The organism is Amycolatopsis sp. NPDC114504, from assembly GCF_055633595.1.
The window spans coordinates 2342958-2362277 of sequence record NZ_JBVKDU010000001.1; the positions used below are offsets into that span (position 1 = coordinate 2342958).

General features: G+C 72.8%; 15 protein-coding genes. 11 read left to right on the forward strand and 4 right to left on the reverse strand.

Annotated elements, in window-relative coordinates; all coding sequences use genetic code 11:
- The first annotated feature begins 44 nt into the window (after positions 1–44).
- Positions 45–3971 (forward strand): type VII secretion protein EccCa, encoded by a 3927-nt coding sequence (gene eccCa / locus ACZ7PG_RS11055; protein WP_470238881.1) that lies wholly within the window; start codon positions 45–47, stop codon positions 3969–3971.
- On the opposite strand, the gene ACZ7PG_RS11060 is transcribed toward eccCa, so the two are convergent.
- From ACZ7PG_RS11060 to ACZ7PG_RS11070, 3 genes are all read right to left on the reverse strand, one after another.
- Positions 3972–4595, reverse strand: coding sequence for a DUF4190 domain-containing protein (locus tag ACZ7PG_RS11060; protein ID WP_470238882.1), 624 nt, complete (start codon positions 4593–4595; stop codon positions 3972–3974).
- 105 nt (positions 4596–4700) lie between these two features.
- Positions 4701–5270, reverse strand: coding sequence for a hypothetical protein (locus ACZ7PG_RS11065; RefSeq protein WP_470238883.1), 570 nt, complete (start codon positions 5268–5270; stop codon positions 4701–4703).
- On the reverse strand, positions 5270–9313 hold the full coding sequence (locus ACZ7PG_RS11070; protein WP_470238884.1) for a polymorphic toxin-type HINT domain-containing protein: 4044 nt from the start codon (positions 9311–9313) through the stop codon (positions 5270–5272). The genes ACZ7PG_RS11065 and ACZ7PG_RS11070 overlap by 1 nt, the downstream gene beginning before the upstream one ends.
- Before the next feature lie 377 nt (positions 9314–9690).
- Here ACZ7PG_RS11070 and ACZ7PG_RS11075 point away from each other — a divergent pair, with 377 nt between their 5' ends.
- The 6 genes from ACZ7PG_RS11075 (at position 9691) to ACZ7PG_RS11100 (ending at position 15153) form a co-directional block, all read left to right on the forward strand.
- Complete coding sequence (locus ACZ7PG_RS11075) at positions 9691–10197, forward strand: hypothetical protein (protein WP_470238885.1); 507 nt, start codon at positions 9691–9693, stop codon at positions 10195–10197.
- 121 nt (positions 10198–10318) lie between these two features.
- The gene (locus ACZ7PG_RS11080) at positions 10319–12313 is read left to right on the forward strand and encodes a trypsin-like serine protease (RefSeq protein ID WP_470238886.1); all 1995 of its coding nucleotides are present in this window, start codon (positions 10319–10321) and stop codon (positions 12311–12313) included.
- A 50-nt stretch (positions 12314–12363) separates the two neighbouring features.
- On the forward strand, positions 12364–13329 hold the full coding sequence (locus ACZ7PG_RS11085) for a trypsin-like serine protease (RefSeq protein ID WP_470238887.1): 966 nt from the start codon (positions 12364–12366) through the stop codon (positions 13327–13329).
- Positions 13330–13470: 141 nt separating this feature from the next.
- The gene (locus tag ACZ7PG_RS11090; protein WP_470238888.1) at positions 13471–14175 is read left to right on the forward strand and encodes a S1 family peptidase; all 705 of its coding nucleotides are present in this window, start codon (positions 13471–13473) and stop codon (positions 14173–14175) included.
- 58 nt (positions 14176–14233) lie between these two features.
- Complete coding sequence (locus tag ACZ7PG_RS11095; protein ID WP_470238889.1) at positions 14234–14677, forward strand: YdeI/OmpD-associated family protein; 444 nt, start codon at positions 14234–14236, stop codon at positions 14675–14677.
- On the forward strand, positions 14674–15153 hold the full coding sequence (locus ACZ7PG_RS11100; protein WP_470238890.1) for a nucleotidyltransferase domain-containing protein: 480 nt from the start codon (positions 14674–14676) through the stop codon (positions 15151–15153). The genes ACZ7PG_RS11095 and ACZ7PG_RS11100 overlap by 4 nt, the downstream gene beginning before the upstream one ends.
- On the opposite strand, the gene ACZ7PG_RS11105 is transcribed toward ACZ7PG_RS11100, so the two are convergent.
- The gene (locus tag ACZ7PG_RS11105; RefSeq protein WP_470238891.1) at positions 15150–16613 is read right to left on the reverse strand and encodes a class I adenylate-forming enzyme family protein; all 1464 of its coding nucleotides are present in this window, start codon (positions 16611–16613) and stop codon (positions 15150–15152) included. The two genes, ACZ7PG_RS11100 and ACZ7PG_RS11105, sit on opposite strands and share 4 nt — an antisense overlap.
- Before the next feature lie 255 nt (positions 16614–16868).
- Here ACZ7PG_RS11105 and ACZ7PG_RS11110 point away from each other — a divergent pair, with 255 nt between their 5' ends.
- From ACZ7PG_RS11110 to ACZ7PG_RS11125, 4 genes are all read left to right on the forward strand, one after another.
- Positions 16869–17213: a WXG100 family type VII secretion target gene (locus ACZ7PG_RS11110; protein ID WP_086856673.1), complete on the forward strand. Its 345-nt coding sequence runs from the start codon at positions 16869–16871 to the stop codon at positions 17211–17213.
- 17 nt (positions 17214–17230) lie between these two features.
- Positions 17231–17533 (forward strand): hypothetical protein, encoded by a 303-nt coding sequence (locus tag ACZ7PG_RS11115; protein ID WP_020644701.1) that lies wholly within the window; start codon positions 17231–17233, stop codon positions 17531–17533.
- Positions 17534–17630: 97 nt separating this feature from the next.
- On the forward strand, positions 17631–18017 hold the full coding sequence (locus ACZ7PG_RS11120; RefSeq protein ID WP_470238892.1) for a hypothetical protein: 387 nt from the start codon (positions 17631–17633) through the stop codon (positions 18015–18017).
- On the forward strand, positions 18014–19306 hold the full coding sequence (locus ACZ7PG_RS11125) for a WXG100 family type VII secretion target (protein WP_470238893.1): 1293 nt from the start codon (positions 18014–18016) through the stop codon (positions 19304–19306). The genes ACZ7PG_RS11120 and ACZ7PG_RS11125 overlap by 4 nt, the downstream gene beginning before the upstream one ends.
- Positions 19307–19320: the final 14 nt, after the last annotated feature.

A 19320-nucleotide genomic window follows, 5' to 3' on the forward strand; every position in this document is an offset into this window, starting at 1 on the left:
AAAATACCGGTCAGACCCCGTCCGATCTGCTGGAGCCTTGACGCATGAGCTTGTCGCCCGAGCGGCCCTCCGAGATCGTGCTGCAGTCGCCGCCGATGCTCCCGAAGAGCTCGTCCGGCGGGATGATGCAGCTGATGATGTTCCTGCCGATGATGCTCGGCATGGGCGCGATGTCGTTCGTCTACATCGGACGCGACGGCGGCGTGATGACCTACATCTTCGGCGCGCTGTTCATCTGCGCCATGGGCGGCATGGTCGTGATGTCGCTCGGCCGCGGCGGCATGGCGAAGAAGGCGCAGATCAACGACGAGCGCCGCGACTACCAGCGTTATCTGTCCGGGCTGCGGGCCCAGGTCCGGGACATCGCCGACGGCCAGCGCGCCGCGATGGTCGCCGTCCAGCCCGACCCCGCCGACCTCTGGGCCTACGTCGAGACCGGCAAGCTGTGGGACCGGCGGCGCACCGACGGGCAGTTCGCGCAGGTGCGCGCGGGCACCGGGCCGCAGCGGCTGGCGACGCCGCTGAAGGCACCGCAGACCGTGCCCCTGGAGGACCTGGACCCGGTGTGCTCCACCAGCCTCAAGCACTTCATCCGCACCTACTCGACGGTCGACGACCTGCCGGTGGCGCTCTCGCTGCGCTCGTTCGCTGCGGTCACCATCGCCGGGCGGCGGCCGGACGTGCTCGGCCTGGTGCGGTCGCTGCTGTGCCAGCTCGTCACCTTCCACTCCCCGTCCGACCTGCGGGTCGCGCTGTGCGTGCCGGCGGACCGGCAGCACGACTGGGAGTGGGCGAAGTGGCTGCCGCACGCGACCGCGGCCGGCGCGACCGACGCCGTCGGTTCCCGGCGCCTCGCCGCCGACTCGGCGGCCGGCCTGGCCGAGCTGCTCGGCGCGGACCTCGGCGAACGGCCCGTGTTCAGCCGGCGCGCCGCGGCCGAGCTCGACCTGCCGCACCTGGTGGTCGTCGTCGACCGCGGCAACGCCCACGGCGAGCCCCGGCTGATCGGCGAGGACGGCAGGCTCGGCGTCACGGTGATCGAGATCGGGCAGGAACACCCGCGGACGTACTCGACCGAGCGGCTGCTGAGCCTGCACACCACCCCCGACTCCCTGGGCATGGTCGTCGGCGACGCCAGTGAGCAGCAGCTCGGGTTCCTCGGCCGCCCGGACATCCTGGACCGCGGCGCCGCGGAGGCGCTGGCCCGGATGCTGACACCGCTGCACACGCCGGCCGCCGTCGTCGGCGACAAGCCGATGTCGGCGACGTTCGGGCTGTCCGGGCTGCTCGGCATCGGCGACCCGCGCGACACCGACACCGCCGTGACGTGGGCACCGCGCGCGGCCCGTGACCGGCTGCGGATCCCGCTGGGCGTCAACCCGGAGGGCCGGCCGGTGGAGCTGGACCTCAAGGAGTCGGCCGAGGGCGGGATGGGGCCGCACGGCCTGGTCATCGGCGCGACCGGGTCCGGCAAGAGCGAGCTGCTGCGGACGCTGGTGACGGCGCTCGCGGTGATGCACTCGTCGGAGACGCTGAACCTGGCGCTGATCGACTTCAAGGGCGGCGCGACCTTCGCCGGGATGACCGGCCTGCCGCACACGTGCGCCGTGATCACGAACCTGTCCGACGACCTCGCGCTGGTCGACCGCATGGCCGACGCGCTCAACGGCGAGCTGCTGCGGCGCCAGGAACTGCTGCACGCGGCCGGGAACTACGCGTCGGTGCGCGACTACGAGAAGGCGCGCGCGGACGGCGTCGCGCTCGACCCGCTGCCGTCGCTGCTGGTGATCATCGACGAGTTCAGCGAGCTGCTGTCGGCGCGGCCGGAGTTCATCGACCTGTTCGTCGCGATCGGCCGGCTCGGGCGCTCACTGGGCATCCACCTCCTGCTGGCGTCGCAGCGGCTGGAGGAGGGCCGGCTGCGCGGGCTCGACTCCCACCTGTCGTACCGGATCGGCCTGCGGACGTTCTCGGCGTCGGAAAGCCGGACCGTGCTGGGCGTGGCCGACGCCTACCACCTGCCGCCGGTGCCGGGGTCGGCGTACCTGAAGTCCGACACCGACACGCTGATCCGGCTCAAGGCCGCGTACGTCTCGGGTGAGCTGCCGCCGCGCAGCACGGTCGTGCGCGAGGACGGGCAGGAGCTCGGCGTCCTGCCGTTCTCCCTGGCCCCGGTGGAGATCCCGGTGACGACCGAGATCGCGGAGTCCCCGGCCGCCGACGGCACCGGCGAGACGATCATCCACGCGATGCTGTCGCGCCTGGACGGCAAGGGGCCGGCCGCGCACCAGATCTGGCTGCCGCCGCTGGCCGAACCGCCGACGCTGGAGCAGCTCCTGCCGCCGCTGGGCGAGGACGCCGCGCGCGGCCTGTGCCCGCTCGGCTGGGGCGGCAACGGCAAGCTGACGATCCCGGTCGCGCTGGTGGACAAGCCGTTCGAGCAGCGCCGGGACATGCTGTGGGCCGACTTCTCCGGCGCGGGCGGGCACGCGCTGATCGTCGGCGCCCCGCAGAGCGGCAAGTCGACGCTGATGAAGGACATCGCGGGCATGCTCGCGCTGACCCACACCCCGGCCGAGGTCCAGCTGTTCGTGCTGGACATGGGCGGCGGCGCGCTGGCCCCGATCGCCGGGCTGCCGCACACGTCCGGCTACGCCACCCGCCGCGACGCGCAGCGCTGCCGCCGGGTCGTCGCCGAGCTGACGACGTTGCTGGAGCAGCGCGAGGAGTTCTTCTCCGCCCACGGGATCGAGTCGATCACGACGTTCCGCCAGCGGCGGGCGGAGTTCACCGAGAGCACCGACGGACGCGAGTTCGGCGACGTGTTCCTGCTGGTGGACAACTGGACCACGATCCGGCAGGAGTACGAGCAGCTGGAGGAGCAGATCACCGGGCTGGCCGCGCGCGGGCTCGGGTTCGGCATCCACGTGATCGTCTCGCTCAACCAGTGGATCGGCGTCCGCGCCCAGCTGCGCGACGCGATCGGCACGCGCTTCGAGCTGCGTCTCGGCGACCCGATGGACTCGTCGATCGACCGCAAGGTCGCGGTGAACGTCCCGGCCGACCGCCCCGGACGCGGCATCACAGCGGAGAAGCTCCATTTCTTGGCGGCCCTCCCCCGCATCGACGGCGACCAGCGCCCGGAGACGGTCGGCGCGGGCGGCGTCGACCTGGTCCGCAAGATTTCCGAGGCGTGGAAGGGACCGCGCGCCCCGCAGGTCCGGCTGCTGCCGCCGGAGGTCCCGCTGGACACGCTGGCGCCGCCACCGCCGCACCAGGTGACGCTGGGCATCGCGGAGTCGACGTTGCGGCCGGTGTACCTGGACTTCTCGACGGACCCGCACTTCGTGGCGTTCGGCGACGTGGAGTCGGGCAAGTCGTCGCTGCTGCGGGCGTTGGCGCAGGGCATCACATCGGCGTACACCCCGGACGAGGCGGCGATCATCGTCGCGGACTACCGGCGTGGCCTGCTCGGCGCGGTACCGGAGGCGCACCTGCTGGGCTACGCGGGTGCGGAAGGCAAGCTGACAGAGCTGATCACGGAGTGCGCGACGGCGATGCGCAACCGCCTGCCGGGCCCATCGGTGACGCCGGAGCAGCTGCGCAACCGTTCGTGGTGGCGGGGGCCGGAACTGTTCGTGCTGGTGGACGACTACGAGCTGGTGGCGACAGTGGGGCGGAATCCGTTGCAGCCGTTGCTCGAGTTCCTGCCGCAGGCGCGGGACATCGGGTTGCACGTGATCATCGTGCGAGGTTCGGGTGGGGCTGGTCGGGCGTTGTTCGAGCCGGTGCTGCAGCGGCTGCGGGAGCTGGGATCGCCGGGGTTGATCATGTCGGGGACGAAGGACGAAGGGGCGTTGCTGGCGGACGTGAAGCCGTCCCCGCAGCCGCCGGGGCGGGGGACGCTGGTTTCCCGTCGGCATGGGACCGGACTTGTGCAGGTGGCTTGGACGAAGCCGGTGGAGAGCTGATCACCGCGCGGGCGCGGTCATCTCCGTGGCGAAGCGGTAGTAGCAGACCGCGCGGTGCCTGCCCTGGTTCCAGGTCTCCGCGGTCGGCGTGACGACCTGGACGCGCACGCCCGCGATCGCCCGGGCGTCGGCCTCGCACCGGGCCAGCGAGCGCCGGTAGACGTCGAGGATGTCCGGCATCGGCCCCGCCCCCAGCGGAAGAACCTCGAACGCCTCCCCGGTGTGCGCCTCGCCGCACGACCGCCGCACGACATCGGTGCTGCCGGAAGCCGGCGGCGCCCAGAAGCAGTCCCCCGCGACGAGATCGGCCCCGTGAACCGCGCCGGCCGCCGAGCCGTCCGGCTGCGGGCGCTGCTGCCACCACGCCGTCCCGGTGCCGATCCGGTAGCCGAGGAACCCCATCCAGCAGGCGAAGGCGACCAGCCCGCAGACCACGAGCACCCGCCCCCGCTGCCGCTGCTTGCGGATCTGCCCGAAGGCGAGGACGGCGAACACCGGCGCGAGCAACCCGCCGATGAGCCCGGAGACGAGCGTCGCGACGGCGAACCGGCTGACCGGCTGCCGGCTCAGTTCGGTGCGCATCAGTTCGTCGAAGAGCTCAGGATCGTGCTGCGGCGCCGCCATGGTTCCCCCTCGTGTGCAAACGCGGGGAGACGCTACTTCCCGGCGAACTCCGCGCTCACCGGCCGGGCCTGCCCGTCGCAACGACGCGCAGGCCGGCCGGCTCGCTCAAGGCAACGCGGAAACGACCGGCTGCCAGCTCGACACAGTGGCCGCAATGGCCGGGTCGGTGAGGTGCTCACGCAGCTCGAGTGCGAGCTTCATGAGCTGTTTGAGGTGCCGGACACGGAGCATTTCGGCTCGCTCCAGGGTTGTCCAGACCGCCCCCAGCCGTTCCGCCTCGGCCAGCCGCTCCGGGGTGACCACGGCGAGGACCGAACGGACGACCCGGTCGGCCGCCAGTGGCGAGTCCGGGAGCGGGATCCCGGACGCCGCGAGTGCGGCCGCCAGGGCGAGCCGCCGGGTCAGCACGTCGTGCGCGTCCATCAGCTGCCGCTGTTCGAGGAACGTGAACAGCTCGTCGGCCGCGCGGAGGTACCGGTCCAGCTCCGCGGCCGGCAGCCGGTCCCCCGTCGCCTCGGGGTGCCGCAGCTGCCGGACCAGCGGCATGGTCAGCAGCTGCACCACCCCGAGCCAGACGTTCGGCCCGGCGTCGTCCGCCAGGCGGCCGCCGGCCAGCCACCACTCGAAGCGTTCCCGCCACGGCACCGAATCCAGGCTCCCGAGCACGTCCGCCATCAGAAGTGGATACCCAGCTTCCCGAACGCGTCCATGCCCAGCCGCCGGATCGGCTCCCAGAGTGCCTGGTCGCTGCCGACGAAGTGGCCGCTGCGGCTGGAGATTTCCAGGCCGTAGTACCCCATCTCGGCAGACCCGGCGATGGTCGCCTCGCCGGCCGCCCGGACCGCTTGGCCACCACTGAGGACGGCGTGGGAGATCTCGAGCCCTTGGACCGTGTGCGGCATCACCACGAGGCTACCGTCCTCCAGGATCGCCCACTTGATCTGCCCTTCCAGGTCCGCCCGGGCGAGCGCGGCGTCCAGCTCCGCGCCCTGCGCGGCCCGGACCGGCCGGACGTTGACGCGGGCGGCGTCCGCCAGCTCCTTCTCCAGGTTGCCCGGCAGCTGGTTCGGCAGCGGCTTGCACATGTTGTGCACCAGTAGCGCGCGCTGCGAGACGCGGTAGTCGTGATCGGTCTCGACCTCGAAGTTGTAGACCGTGACCGCCGCGGTTTCCCGCGTCACCGAGGTCACCTGCGCCGGTGCGCCGTCCCCGGAGTCGAGCTCGTCGCCCGCCCGCAGGTCGGACGCCGACGTCCAGCCCTTTCCGGTGACCCAGAACGGGTGCTCCGTGGTCGACCGGACGAGGGTCGTGCCGACCCCCACGACCACCAGCGAATCCACCTGGCGGTGGAAGGTGGCGGTGACCGCCCTCAGCTGCGAGGCGCCGGTGACCGGGTCCTTCGACCAGACGCGATCGCCGGCCGAGACGTCTTCGATCGGTTCGGGTCCGGTTTCCGTCTGGACGATCGTCCCGGCGGGGAAGCAGTTCCCGGCCCGGGCCGCCTCGATGATCTCCTTGCCCCGGCCCAGGAAGGTCCGGGCCCGGGCGACGTCGTCGACGAACCTGCCGACGCCGGCGATGATGCGCCACAGCGCCTTGCCGACTTCGAACGCCTTGAGCGCGGCGAGGCCGAGCGACGCGATGTCGACCGCGCCCATGATGCAGTTGACGATGCCCGGGTCGTTGACGCAGGCCTTGATCCCGCCGATGAACAGGTCGATCAGGATCTGCCCGCCGTTTTCGATGATCCAGTCGATGAGGCTCTTCTCGGCGAGCGCCTTCGCCTGGTTGTACTGGTCGACCAGCTCCTGTCCGCCCGCCGCCCGCAGCGCGGCTTCGTCGTCCGGGGTCAGCGGGCCCGTTCCGGAACCGCTCTCCTGGTTCTTCGCGTCCTCCGCGGCCCGCTTGTCCGCCGCGATCTTCGCTGCCTCGTCAGCCGCCTTCGCCGCCTCGTCCGCGTCCTTCCCGGCCGCGACGGCCGAAGCTCGCGCTTGTTCCGCGTACGTCTGCGCGGCCGCGGCGGAGTTGTTCGCCCGCACCGCGGAGGCGCGGGCGCGGGTCGCGGAGGCCGCGGCGGACTGGGCGTCGCGCTGGGCATTCTGCGCCGCGCCCCGAGCCTGGCGGGCGGACTGGGCCGCCTGGTCCGCCGACCGCTGGGCCTGCTCGGCGGACTCGCGGGCCTGGTCGGCGTAGACCTTGGCCTGATCGGCCTGCCGCCGCGCTTCCGCCGCCGCCTGCGAAGCTTCGTCAGCCGCGTTCCGCGCCCTCGCCGCGGCTTCGGCCGCCGTGGCGGCGTCGGCGCGGGCGGTCGCCGCGACACTCGCCGCCTCGGTGACGAAGCGGTGGACGTCGGCGGCGTGCGTGGCGGTGTCGATGTCCCGCTGCTCAGCGTCGTACTGCTCGGTCTGCAGGAACGTCTTCAGCGACGACACCGGGCCGGACAACGCGGCCTGGGCCGCGGCCTGCACTTCCGGGCCGCCCGTGGTGAGGAACCGCGTGACGGCGATGCGGTCGTCGTGTTCCGCCGCGACGTACTGGCCGGCGCGCAGGAACTCGGCGATGTCGGCCGCGCTGCCGTTGAGCGCCCGGTTGGCCGCCTCCTTCGTGGCGGGCCCACCGGTGTTGAGGATCAGCTGGACGGCGACGCGGTCGTCGTCCGCCTTGCCCGGGTAGTCACGCGTCCGGAGGAACTCCGCGACCTGCGGGTACGGCGCGGCGAACGCGGTGCGCGCCGCCTGCTGGAACCGGGTGTTGTCCGAGGTGTCGCGAAGGCTCGCGACACTGGCGCGGTCGTCCTGCTGGGTCGCGGTGGCGAGTCCGGTCCGGGCGAACTGCTTGAGCCCGGCCGCGTCGGCCGACAGCGCCGAGGCGGCCGCCGCCTTCGTCCACGGGCCACCGCTGCCGAGGAGCTGGACCGCCGCCTTGCGGATGTCGAGGACGACGGTCTCCGGGTCGGTCGCCGGGTTCGCCGCCTCGTCCAGCAGGCGCTGGGTCTCCGCCGACCTCGCCGCCGCCTCGCCGGCCTTCCACTCGCCCGCCGCCTTGCGGTTGTCCTCGGCCTGCTTGGCCGCTTCCGCGTCCGCTATCGCCTGGTCCTTCTGGGCCTCCAAGCGCGCCGCGTCCGCGTCGCGGGACGTCTTCTCCAGCTGGGCCGCCTGGTCCGCCGCCGTGGTCGCCGTGTCCGCCGATGTCTTCGCCGACGCCGCGTAGCGGGCCGCCGCGTCCGCGTCCTTCTTCGCCTGCTCCGCCGCCGCTGCCGCCTGGTCGGCCGCCGTGGCCGCCGCTTCCGCGTGGGCCGCCGACGCGTTCGCCGCGTCGCGGGCCTGGCGGGCCGCCGTGGCCGCCTGGTTCGCCAGGGACTCCGCCGCGTTCGCCGCCCGGTTCGCGCGGGCCGCCGCCGCGCGGGCCGTGGCCGCCGCCTGCTCGGCCTGGCTCGCGTTCGCGCCCGCCGAGCGCGCGTAGCCCGCGGCTTCGCTCGCCGCCGACGCCGCCGCGTCCGCGTTGGTGCTCGCGCTGCGCGCCGCACCCGCGGCCCGGCCCGAAGCGTCCGCCGCCTGCCCCGCCGCGTTCGCCGCGTCCGCCGCCGCCCGGGCGCCGGCCGCGACGTTCCGCGCGTCCACCGCGGCCTGCCGGGCTTCGGCGGCGTGCGCGCCGTCCGCCGCCGCGGCCGATGCCGCCGAATACGCCCGCGAACACGCCTGCTCCGCCAGCGAAGCGGCCGTCGCGGCCTGTGCCGCCGCGCTCGCCGCGACGCGGGACGCGCGGTTGGCCTCGGCCGCCGCGCCGATCGCGGTCTTCGCCGCTTCGGCCGCGCTGCGCGCCGCGGTGGCCGCCCGCCCCGCCGCGCCGGCCGCCTGCACCGAGGAGTCGCGCGCCGCCTGGGTTTCGGCCGCGGCCCGCTGGGCGGCTTCCTTCGCCCGCTGCGCCGCCGCGATCGCCCGGTCCGCGGCGTCCTGCGCCTGCTTGGTCTGGGCCGCCGCCTGCGCGCCCGCGTCCCGCGCCAAGTCGGCGAGGTGCGCGACGCTGGTGGTCTCCTGGTCCCGTTCCGCCGCGAGCGCGTAGCCGGTCTCCAGGAACGCCTGGACGTCTTCGACGGTCCCGTCGAGAGCGCGCTGCGCCGCCTTCTTGACCTCCGGACCGCCCGTGGTCAGCAGCTGGCTGACCTTGATCCGGTCGTCGTCGTTCTGCGCCTGCTGACGGCCGGAGTCGAGGAACTTCTGGACGTCGGATTCGCTGCCGTCGAGCGCTTTCTGCCCCGCCACCTGGACCCAGTGCCCACCGGTGGCGATGTACCGCGAGACCTGGGCGCGGTTGTCGTCGCGCCACGGCTGCTGCCAGCCGGTCGCCAGGAACGTGTGCACGTCCGCCGCGGTGCCGTTCAGCGCCGTCTGCGACGCACGCCGCAGGCCCGACCCGGCGAACGTCAGCAGCTGGCTGACCTTGATCCGGTCGTCGTGCTCCGCCGCCACCGCCTTGCCGGTGACCAGGAACGTGTGCACCTCGGCGTCGGAGCCGACCAGGGCCGCGGCCGCCGCGTCCTTCGTCGCCGGGCCGCCCGCCTGCCACAAGGCGACCACCTGCGCGCGTTCGCCCGGCCCGGCGGTCTCCGCCACCGCCGGCGCGGGCACCGCGACCGCACCCGCCCCCACCGCGGCGACCAGCGTCACCGCCAGTGCCGCGCGCGCTCTCGCCGCGCTCTTCATCCTCGTGAACCGCACCTGGCCGTCCCTCCCGTACGTACCGGAAAACCTGGTGCCACCGGGGAGAAACGAGCGCACGGGACCACCGGCAACCGGTGTCCGGAAACCGCGCACCACGAACAGAAAAGGCTTTCCCGCCTTCACTCCTCCCCCGAAGCGGTCGAAAGTTAGCAGAAGGAAGGAACCCTCCGGAAGCCGCATTCGGGTGAGCCGGACAAGATCACACCGGTAGCCGAGTCAGCTTGACGGACATTTGTTGACTCCGCGACCGAAAGCCGTTTAAAGTCCGGATCGCGTCCGCTCGGGGTCGGCCGCAGCCCTTTCGTGTCCAGTCGCGGCGAAGCTCTCGCCGCGATCCGGTCATGCCGCATTTTCGACTACCTGAGGGGGAAGTCATGCGCGTTCGCGCACGCATCACCGCAGTGGCCTCGGCAGGCGCCGCACTGGCCATCGCCGGTACGGCCTTCGGCGCATCGGCCGCGACCGGCGCTTCGTCGCCGTCCGACGACACGCCGCCGTCCATCGTCGAGGACTACTCGTACCCGGGCGCCGCGAAGGTCCTGCAGGACCGCGCCCTGACCCTGATCAGCGGCGACGGTCACATCACCCTCGTCGACTGCGGACCGGCGTCCGGCCTGCTCGAGGTGCACGCCTACAACTCCGCCGACCACAGCCCCGACCCCGGCCACTACTGCTTCAAGGTCACCGGCTCGACCGGCTCCCTACGCCTCGAGGTGCCCTTTGCCTACCAGGTGAAGGGGGACAGCCACACCGTCCAGGCGACCGTCGAGATCAACGGCCAGAACAGCACGGTCCCGGTCGCCAAGAACGGCTGGACCGGCATCGGCGAAGGCGCCGGGACCGACCCCTCCACGCTGCTGGAACTGCGCGCCTCCGCCTGACCCCGACGCCGGTCCCGTATTCACCGGCCATTCGGCGCCGATACGTCCGCGATTTCCGCGGGCGCGGTTTTCCGCGCCCGCGAATCGTTCGCGCGCAAAACATCTTTTCGAGGGGAAACACATGTCCACCCGACAGACCGGAGCGGTCGCCGTGGCCGCGGCCGTCCTGGCCACCGCCGCGCTGACCGCGGCGCCCGCCGGTGCCGTCTCCCACGGCACCGCGGCCGCCCCGGGCGCCCACTCCTACGCCGCCAAGCTGACCGCCGACGGGCGCGCCTGTGGTGGTGCGCTCGTCGAACCCGACCTGATCCTCACCGCCGCCTCCTGCTTCCCCGAAAACCCGCAGGGCGGCGTGCCCGCCAAGGCGACCACCGCGACCGTCGGCCGGACCGTGCTCAGCGGTACCGGTGGCCACGTCGCGAACGTCACGAACGTCGTCGTGCGCGGTGACCGGGACATCGCGCTGGCGCGGATCGACGTCCCGATCACCGATATCGCCCCGCTGCCGCTGAGCACCGGCGTGGCCGGCGCCGACGAGACGCTCACCCTCGCCGGGTACGGCCGCACCGAGGCCGAATGGGTGCCCGACACCCTGCACACCGGCACGTTCAAGACGACGTCGTCGACCGCCACCACGCTCGCGCTGACCGGCACGAACGGCACCGACGCCTGCCGCGGCGACGCGGGTGCGCCGATCTTCCGGGGCTCCGGCGTCGTCGCGGTGGCGAGCACGTCGTGGCAGCACGGCTGCTTCGGCGAGACGACCACGCGGCAGGGCACCGTCGCCGCCCGGACCGACGACATCGCGGGCTGGGTTCGCCAGCAGGCGCTGGCCCCGGCGGCCAAGGCCGTGGGCCACGCGATCACCGTCGGCTGGCACGCACTGTCTCCAGTGGACAGTGCGAGTTACCGGGTGTACGGCTCGGCCACCCCGGACGTGCCGATCGACGGCGCGCACCTGCTGGCCACCACCGGCTCGACGGCCGCCACCCAGACCGGCGTGCCGGGCCGGCAGACGCGCTACTACCGCGTCGTCGCCACGACGGCCGACGGCGGGACGAGCACGCCGACCGACGTGATCTCGGCGACCACGCCCGTCTCACCGGGCAACGACTTCACCGGTGATGGCAAGGACGACGCGGGCGCGGGCTACGACCTCAAGAACGCCCGCACCGGCGTGTACGTCTGGCCGACGACCGCGGCCGGTGTCGACGCCCCGCAGCTGAAGTGGAGCGCCGACGGCTGGGAAGCCTCCCGGGCCCGCTGGGTCACCGGCGACTTCAACGGTGACGGCCGGACCGACTTCGGCGCCTTCTACGACTACCTGGACGGCGGCACCAACCTCTTCGTCTGGTACGCCAACGCTTCCGGCGGCTTCGACGCCGCGGTCATCAAGTGGAGCGGCGCGTTGCGGCCGCTCAACGCGCGGTTCACCGCCGGGGACTTCGACGGCGACGGCCGCACGGACATCGCCGCCGCCTACGACAACGGCAACGCCGACCTGAGCGTGCTGACCTGGCACGCGACGGCGAACGGGTTCGACGCGCCGGTCACGCAGTGGCGCACCGGGCCGGGCAACTGGGCGCTGCTCCAGTCGACCTGGCGGGCCGGCGATCTCAACGGCGACGGCCGGGCCGACCTCGCCGCGTTCTACGACTACCGGGACAACACGGCGAACCTGTTCCTCTGGTACGCCAACGCTTCCGGGAAGTTCGACGCGCAGGGCGTCAAGTGGAACGGCGCGATCCCGTCCGGCAAGGCGCAGTTCGTCTCCGGCGACTTCGACGGCGACGGGCGCACGGACCTCGGCGCGGCGATCGACCTCGGCGGCGCGAACCTGACGTTCCGCACCTGGCACGCGACCGCCACGGGCGTCGACGCCCCGGTGACGCAGTGGACCACCGGCACCGGGGTGTGGAACCTCGGCCAGTCCCGGTGGACCGTGGGCGACTACGACGGCGACGGCCGCACCGACCTGCTGGCCACCTACGACTACGGCAGCTCGAACGCCAACCTGTTCCGCTGGCACGCCAACGCTTCCGGCGGGTTCGACGCCGAAGGCGTGAAGTGGAGCAGCAACGGCACGTTCGACGCCGCGCAGTCGGCGATGTTCTGAGCCACCCCGCCCGGCGGCCGAGGCCGCCATCCCGATCGAGGAGAACTTCGATGCCTTCACGCACCGGATCGAGAGTCGTCGCGGCTTCGGCCGCGCTGCTCGCCGCGGCCGCGGTGAGCGCCACCCCGGCGTCCGCCGTCTCGAACGGCACCCCGACCGACGCCTACCCCTTCGCCGCCAAACTGACCGCCGACGGCCGGGGCTGCAGCGGCGCGCTCGTGTCGCCCGCCTTCGTGCTCACCGCGGCCGGTTGCTTCCCGGAGAACCCGCAGGGCGGCGTCCCGGCCAAGGCCACGACGGTGCTCGTGGGCCGGCCGGGCCACACCGCGCAGGTGACGAACGTCGTCGTCCGCGCGGACCGCGGCCTCGCGCTGGCGCGCCTCAATACCGCGGTCACCGACCCGGCGGTGGCGCTTCCCGCGTCGTCCCTGGTGATGGGCGAGCCGCTGCGCCTCGTCGGGTACGGCCGCACGGCCACCGAGTGGGTGCCGGACCAGCCGCATTCCGCGACCTTCACCACGGCGCCGGGCACGACCGGGACGCTCGCGCTGACCGGCGCCGGCGGCGCGGACGCCTGCAAGGGTGACGCGGGCGCGCCGGTCATCCGGGAGATCGGCGGCGTCACGGAGATCTTCGCGGTGGCCGGGTCGTCGTGGCAGCACGGCTGCTTGGCCGAATCCGGAACGCGGCAGGGCACCACGGGCCTGCGCGTCGACGACCTGAACAGCTGGATCCGCCAGCAGGTGCTCGCCCCGGCCGCGCAGGGCGGCAGCAAGAGCATCACCGTCTCGTGGTCGCCGCTGTCCGCGGAGAGCAACGCTTCCTACACCGTCTACGGCGGGGACGACGCGCAGGTGCCGATCGACGCGGCACACCTGCTCGGCCAGACCTCGGCGACCTCGTACACCGAGGCTTCGCTGACGACGGGGAAGACGCGGTACTACCGGATCGTCGCGCGCATACGCACCGGGTCGACGAGCCTCCCGACCGACCCCGTCTCCGCCACGGCGAAGTGACCGCCCCTTCCCCAGGACCCGCGTCCCGGGGAAGGGTTTCCCGACTTCGGTAGGTTTCGCGAATCCTTCACGGCTTTTAGCGTGAGCTGGTCGTCCCGTTCGGGACGAATATCCGGATCACCCGGGCCGAAGGGCATTTTCATGCGAATGTCGAGGGCTGTGGCCGCGGTGGGTGCTGCCGCCGCGGCGCTGAGCGTGGTCTCAGCAGGGGTCGCGGACGCCCAGCAGGACATCATCGGCGGGAGCACCGTCTCCTCCGCGCCGTGGGGCGCCCAGATCTACTGGAACAACGTGACGACGTACGGCGGGTTCGAGTGCTCGGGGACGATCATCGCCCCGCAGTGGGTGCTCACCGCGCGGCACTGCCTGAACTCGCCGGGCATGCACGTCAAGGTCGGCAACGTGACGCTCCAGCAGGGCACGAACGCCACCGTGGACCAGCAGAAGGCCTCGCCCAACGGCGACATCGCGCTGCTGCACCTGACGACCGCGGTGAACACGACGTTCATGAAGCTCGGCACCGGCAACCCGGCGACCGGGTCGACCAACCAGATCTACGGCTGGGGCCGCACGCAGGGCACCAGCCCGCCGTCGACCACCCTCAAGACCGCCAACGTGCGCGTGACGGGCACCAGCACCGACGCGTTCGGCGGCACGGCCATCGCCAGCCAGGGCGTCAACGGCTCGGCGTGGCACGGCGACTCGGGCGGCCCGCAGCTCTCGGGCGGCCTCCAGGTCGGGGTGTGCTCCACGGGCAGCAACTCCGGGTCGAACCCGCAGGGCACGCAGAACTACGCGAGCGTCGCGTCGAGCCGGAGCTGGATCCGCACCACCGCCGGCGTCTGACACGCGGCCCCGTGCCGGCCTCACCGCCCGGGAGGCCGGCCCGGGGCATACTCGCGTGATGAAGTTCCGCACCACGGTCCTGCTCGGCGGCAAGACGGCGACCGGCCTGCCGGTGCCCGGCGACGTCGTCGAGGCCCTCCGCGCCGGCAAGAAGCCCGCGGTCACCGTGACGCTCGGCGGGCACACCTACCGTTCGACGATCGCGAGCCGCGGCGGGCAGTACCTGCTGCCGCTCAGCGCGGAGAACCGCGAGCAGGCCGGCGTCGCGGCGGGCGACGAGGTCGACGTCGAGGTCGCCCTGGACACGGCGCCGCGCGAGCTGGAGATCCCGGCGGACCTGGCCTCGGCACTGGCCGCCGACGACGAGGCCCGGACCCGCTTCGAAAGCCTGTCCTACAGCGCGAAACAGCGGTTCGTGCTGCCGATCGGCCAGGCGAAGACCGAGGAGACCCGGCAGCGGCGCGTCGCCAAGGTGATCACCGACCTGCGCGCCGGGAAGTGACGGACGCGCGCACGGTCCTGCGCGTGCTCACGGCGTTGGCCGGCGCCGAGGTCTGGCTGGCCGGCGGCTGGGGCATCGACGCACTCCTCGGCCGGCAGACGCGCGAACACCGAGACCTCGACCTGCTGCACCGCCTCGACCAGGAACCCGCGGTGCTCGAAGCGCTGGCCGCCCTCGGCTACCGCGAGACCGTCGATCTCCGCCCGGTCCGGTTCGTCCTCTCCGACGGGTCGACGGAACTCGACCTGCACCCGCTCGTCTTCGCGGCCGACGGGTCGGCCGTCCAGGCCGCCCCCGACGGGACTTTCCCTTACCCCGCCGGCTGTTTCGTCACCGGGCGGATCGACGGCGTCGAGGTGCCGTGCGTGTCCGCGGCGCAGCAGATCTTCTTCCACCAGGGCTACGAACCCCGGCCGCACGACCTCGCGGACATGCGTCACCTCCGCGAGGCCTTCGGGGTCCGGACCCACTTCTAGTCCACGACGGACGCCCGCAGCGCCGCCTTGTCCGGCTTTCCGGACGGGGCGACCGGAACCGCGCCGACGAAGCTGAACCGCGCCGGCACCGCCGCCTCCCCCAGCTCCGCCGCCACCGCCTTGCGCACCGCGTCGAGGTCCGGCTTGTGGCCGGGGACCGGCACCACGAACGCGTGCGCCGCCTCGCCCGTCACCTCGTCCGGTACCGCCACGACGTACGCCTGGTCGACGTCCGGGTGCGCCGCGATCGCGCGCTCGATCGGGCCGGTGTAGTGGATGACGGCGTTGACGATCACCACGTCGCGCGCCCGGCCGGACAGGTGCAGGTACCCGGCGGCGTCCAGCGACCCGAGGTCCTGCGTGCGCACCCAGCCCTCGCGCAGCACCTCCGCCGTGGTGGCTTCGTCGCGCCAGTACCCGGCCAGCGCCGACGGCGTCCGCACCCAGACCTCGCCCTCCGAGCCGGCCGACAGGGGCGCGCCCGCGTCGTCGCGGACCTCGATTTCGACGGTGTCACAAGCCTTCCCGACGGATCCGGGCCCCTCGCCGGCGCCGCAGATCGTCAGCATCCCGGTCTCGGTCTGCCCGTACGCGTGGTGCATCGCGGGCCCGATCAGCTCCAGCGCCTCGGCCAGCTTGTGCGGCGGCACCGGCGAGCCGGCCACGACCAGCGTCCGCAGGCCGCTCAGGTCGACGTCCTCGGTGCGCAGCACGTCGAGGACCTGGTGCAGCCGCGGCACGGTCATCAACGCCGCGGTGATCCGCAGCCGCGGCAGCACCCACGGGAAGTCCGGCAGCTCCTCGGGGACCACCGCGGTCCCGCCGGCGAGCAGGCACACGCCCAGCTGCTCGAGCATCACCGCGCTGGTGAGCGTGCCGAACAACAGGAACCGCCCGAAGCCGGCGCCGAGCCGTTCGTGGGCCGAGCCCGGTACCGGCGCCTGCCACACCCGGCCTTCGCTCAGGGCGCGGTAGCTGTAGGCGACGCCCTTCGGCACGCCGGTGCTGCCGCTCGTGTAGACGACCGTCGCGATGTCGTCCGGGCGTCCTCGCGGCACCGGCTCCTCGTAGCTCGCGAGCAGCTCGGGCCCGACGCGCAGGATCGGCAGGCCGGCGACGGTGCCGAGCAGCTCCGGCGTTTCGGACACGGCGTCGACGACCAGCGCGCCGACGTCGCCCACGACGTGGCGCAGCTGCGGCACGGGCAGGCCGGGCCGCACCCCGACGACCCGGCAGCCGAGCACCTGCGCGGCGATGATCGCGGCGAACCCGGCCGGCGTGACGGCGGTGGCGATGCCGACGCCGTCGCCCGGTCCGAGCCCGGCCGCCCGCAGGCCCGCGGTGAACCGGCCGACCAGCTCCCGCAGCTCGCGCCGCGACGTGACGTGCGAGCCGTGTTCGAACGCGGGAACGTCCGGGGCGCGCCCCAGCTCGTCCAGCAGTGCCTGCGGGTGGACCATCTCGACCGCCTTTCGCCCGGGGGATCCGGGTCTACCGGGCGGATCTCAGAATTTCGGCAGAATCGCGCTGACCAGCGGTTTTCCTCGTATGCCACGGCAGACGGCCGGTCGGGGCCACCCCTGTGGGTATAAGTGCCGTCAGTACGACCGGCAGTTGTGCCGTTTGACCACACCAAGCTCTTTTCTAGCGTGACTTTCACACCGCGCGGACCACCGCGCCAGGGGTATTCGCTTCAGGAAGGAGGTGGCCCGTCGATGTCAAGTCCGGGATTCCAGGCAGATTCCGCTGCCATGACGCGCGCCGTCCAGGGTTTCGAGGAAACCGCGACGAACGCCAAGTCCACGATGGCCAGCTTGGAGTCCGAGCTGACCGAGGCGCTCCGCAACTACAAGGGTGACCAGGCCGTCGCGTTCTGGGACCTCCAGCGCCGGCTCCAGGAGAAGATGACGGTCGCGGTGAAGGAGCTCGACACCATGTCGCAGCTCGTCCACACCAGCCACCAGAACTACGGCCGCGGCGACGCCGACGTCCACCAGAGCTTCCAGGGGGTCGGGAACTCCCTCGAGGGCTCGGGCGTGATCCCCCGCCTCAACCCCTGACCTGAGAGGACAGATCGATGGCCGACGTCGTCGAAATCAACTTCGCCGCGCTGCAGCACAGCTCGGCGTCCCTGGCCGCCAAGGCCAAGGCGCTCACCTCACAGCTGGAGCAGCTGCACCAGAACCTCCAGCCGATCACCGCGACCTGGTACGCCTCCGGCAGCTCCGCCGGTGACGCGGCCCGCCAGTCGGAGACCCGGCTGCGGCAGGCCACCGCGGACATCGTCGCCATCATCGCCCAGTTCGGTGGCAAGGTCGGCGAGGCCCACGACCTCCAGCAGTCGCTGGAGAACCGCAACCAGGGACTGTTCGCGGGCTGAACCGCGCCCAGACGTCGGTCGGCCGGTGCGGGAAACCCCCCGCTCGCACCGGCCGACCGGCTTTCCCCCCAACGTGCGACGAGAGAGCCGGGACCCGATGCACGACCAGTCGTACTACGTCCACCTGGAATCGCTGAAGGACTTCGTGCGGGAGCTGGAGACCCAGATCCACGCGATGGCCAAACCGAACGACTTCCTGCTCACCCTCGGCGAGGAGCCGCTGTTGTTCGGCGAGTTCGGCGAGGCCGGGTCGCTGGCCGACGCCCACCGCGCGGCGGTCTCGGAGATGCAGGGCCTGCTCGACCAGGTCCGCAGCGCGATCGGGTTCGCGCAGGACGTCACCACCACGGTCGCCGACGGCTACCAGAACGCCGACGAGACGGTCGCCGGAGACCTCCACACCTCGGGCGCCGTCACCGGCCTGCTCGACCCCGTGCTCGGCCTGCTCGGCCTGGGCGACTCGGACGGGAGCCGCAAGGGATGACGAACACCGCGCACACGAACTTCGCCGCGTACAGCCACCAGCAGCTGTACGCGATGCTGCAGGCGGGCGACCCGAACAGCGCGCGCCACGCCGCCGACAAGTGGAAGTCCGCCGCGCTGCACCTGCACGAGCAGGCCCACAACCTCAACTCGGAGCTCACCGAGTTCAAGGACCAGTGGACCGGTGGCGCCGCCGACCAGTACCAGCACATGATCGTCGACCTCGCGAACGGCATCTCCAAGGTGGCGCAGACCGCCGAGGCGATGAACGTGATGCTCGACGACGCCGCCGACGCGCTGGTGAAGGCCAAGAAGGAGATGCCGCCGCCGGTTTCGGTGCCGGACGTCTCCCCCTCCGACGTCGCGCTCGCGGTGAACCCGCCGCTGCTGCCGCCGGACTCCTCGCCCGCCGTCGTCCAGGCCGCGGCGCAGCAGCGTCAGCAGGCCATCGCGAACGTCGAGGCCCAGCAGTCCGCGGCGAACGCGGCCGGGTCGGCGCACGGCAAGGCGATCGTCGTGATGACCCAGCTGGCCGGCGAGTACAGCACCGCCGAGGAGTCGATCCCGGCTTCGCCCAACGCCGTGCAGACGCCCGCCACCCTGCCCACCGGCGGCGGTGCCGGAAGCGCGGGTTCGCCCGGGCTCGTCGGCAACGGCCTCACCGATCCCGGCGTCGTCGTCACCCCGACCGACGGGCACCCGCTGCCCTCGACCGGCACGCCGCAGCAGCCGGGCACCGTGCCGACGTCGAACCCGCTGTTCGGCGACATGTTCACCGCCGGGCTCGCCGCGGCTTCGGCCGCCGCGTTCGGCCGGTTCGGCTCGATCATGCCGAAGGTGCCGCCGTGGGCCAGCGGCAAGGACCCCAAGGACGGCAAGGAAGAAGCGCCCGGCACGAAGCTCGGCGGCGGTGCCGGCGTCGAGGGTGGCGCCGGTGGCGGCATCCCGATCGGCGGGGGTGACGCGCCGTCGATCGGCGGCGGTGTCCCCGGCGGGGCCGGGATCGGCGGCGGCGCCGACGGCCCGGCGGCGCACTCCGGCCTGGCCGGCGACGGCGGCGCGGGCAACGCGCTGAGCGGGCTCGCCGGCGGTGCGGCCGGAGCCGCGGGCGCGGCGGCGGCCAAGGGCGCGATGCCGATGATGCCCATGATGCCGATGGGCATGGGCGGGGGCGGCGACATGGGGTCCGGGCGCCGGATCCCGGCGTGGCTGGTCGAGACGGAGAACGTCTGGGGCCAGTCGGCCCCGGTCGCGCCGCCGGTGATCGGCGAAGAGCCGGAAGCGTACTGAACCACTCTGAGAAC

Coding starts and splice junctions, on each gene's coding strand:
- ACZ7PG_RS11060 (WP_470238882.1), bottom strand. CDS start 4,595: ATGGCGGCGCCGCAGCACGATCCTGAGCTCTTCGACGAACTGATGCGC.
- ACZ7PG_RS11095 (WP_470238889.1), top strand. CDS start 14,234: ATGAAGTTCCGCACCACGGTCCTGCTCGGCGGCAAGACGGCGACCGGC.
- ACZ7PG_RS11085 (WP_470238887.1), top strand. CDS start 12,364: ATGCCTTCACGCACCGGATCGAGAGTCGTCGCGGCTTCGGCCGCGCTG.
- eccCa (WP_470238881.1), top strand. CDS start 45: ATGAGCTTGTCGCCCGAGCGGCCCTCCGAGATCGTGCTGCAGTCGCCG.
- ACZ7PG_RS11110 (WP_086856673.1), top strand. CDS start 16,869: ATGTCAAGTCCGGGATTCCAGGCAGATTCCGCTGCCATGACGCGCGCC.
- ACZ7PG_RS11115 (WP_020644701.1), top strand. CDS start 17,231: ATGGCCGACGTCGTCGAAATCAACTTCGCCGCGCTGCAGCACAGCTCG.
- ACZ7PG_RS11120 (WP_470238892.1), top strand. CDS start 17,631: ATGCACGACCAGTCGTACTACGTCCACCTGGAATCGCTGAAGGACTTC.
- ACZ7PG_RS11075 (WP_470238885.1), top strand. CDS start 9,691: ATGCGCGTTCGCGCACGCATCACCGCAGTGGCCTCGGCAGGCGCCGCA.
- ACZ7PG_RS11125 (WP_470238893.1), top strand. CDS start 18,014: ATGACGAACACCGCGCACACGAACTTCGCCGCGTACAGCCACCAGCAG.
- ACZ7PG_RS11105 (WP_470238891.1), bottom strand. CDS start 16,613: ATGGTCCACCCGCAGGCACTGCTGGACGAGCTGGGGCGCGCCCCGGAC.
- ACZ7PG_RS11090 (WP_470238888.1), top strand. CDS start 13,471: ATGCGAATGTCGAGGGCTGTGGCCGCGGTGGGTGCTGCCGCCGCGGCG.
- ACZ7PG_RS11065 (WP_470238883.1), bottom strand. CDS start 5,270: ATGGCGGACGTGCTCGGGAGCCTGGATTCGGTGCCGTGGCGGGAACGC.
- ACZ7PG_RS11080 (WP_470238886.1), top strand. CDS start 10,319: ATGTCCACCCGACAGACCGGAGCGGTCGCCGTGGCCGCGGCCGTCCTG.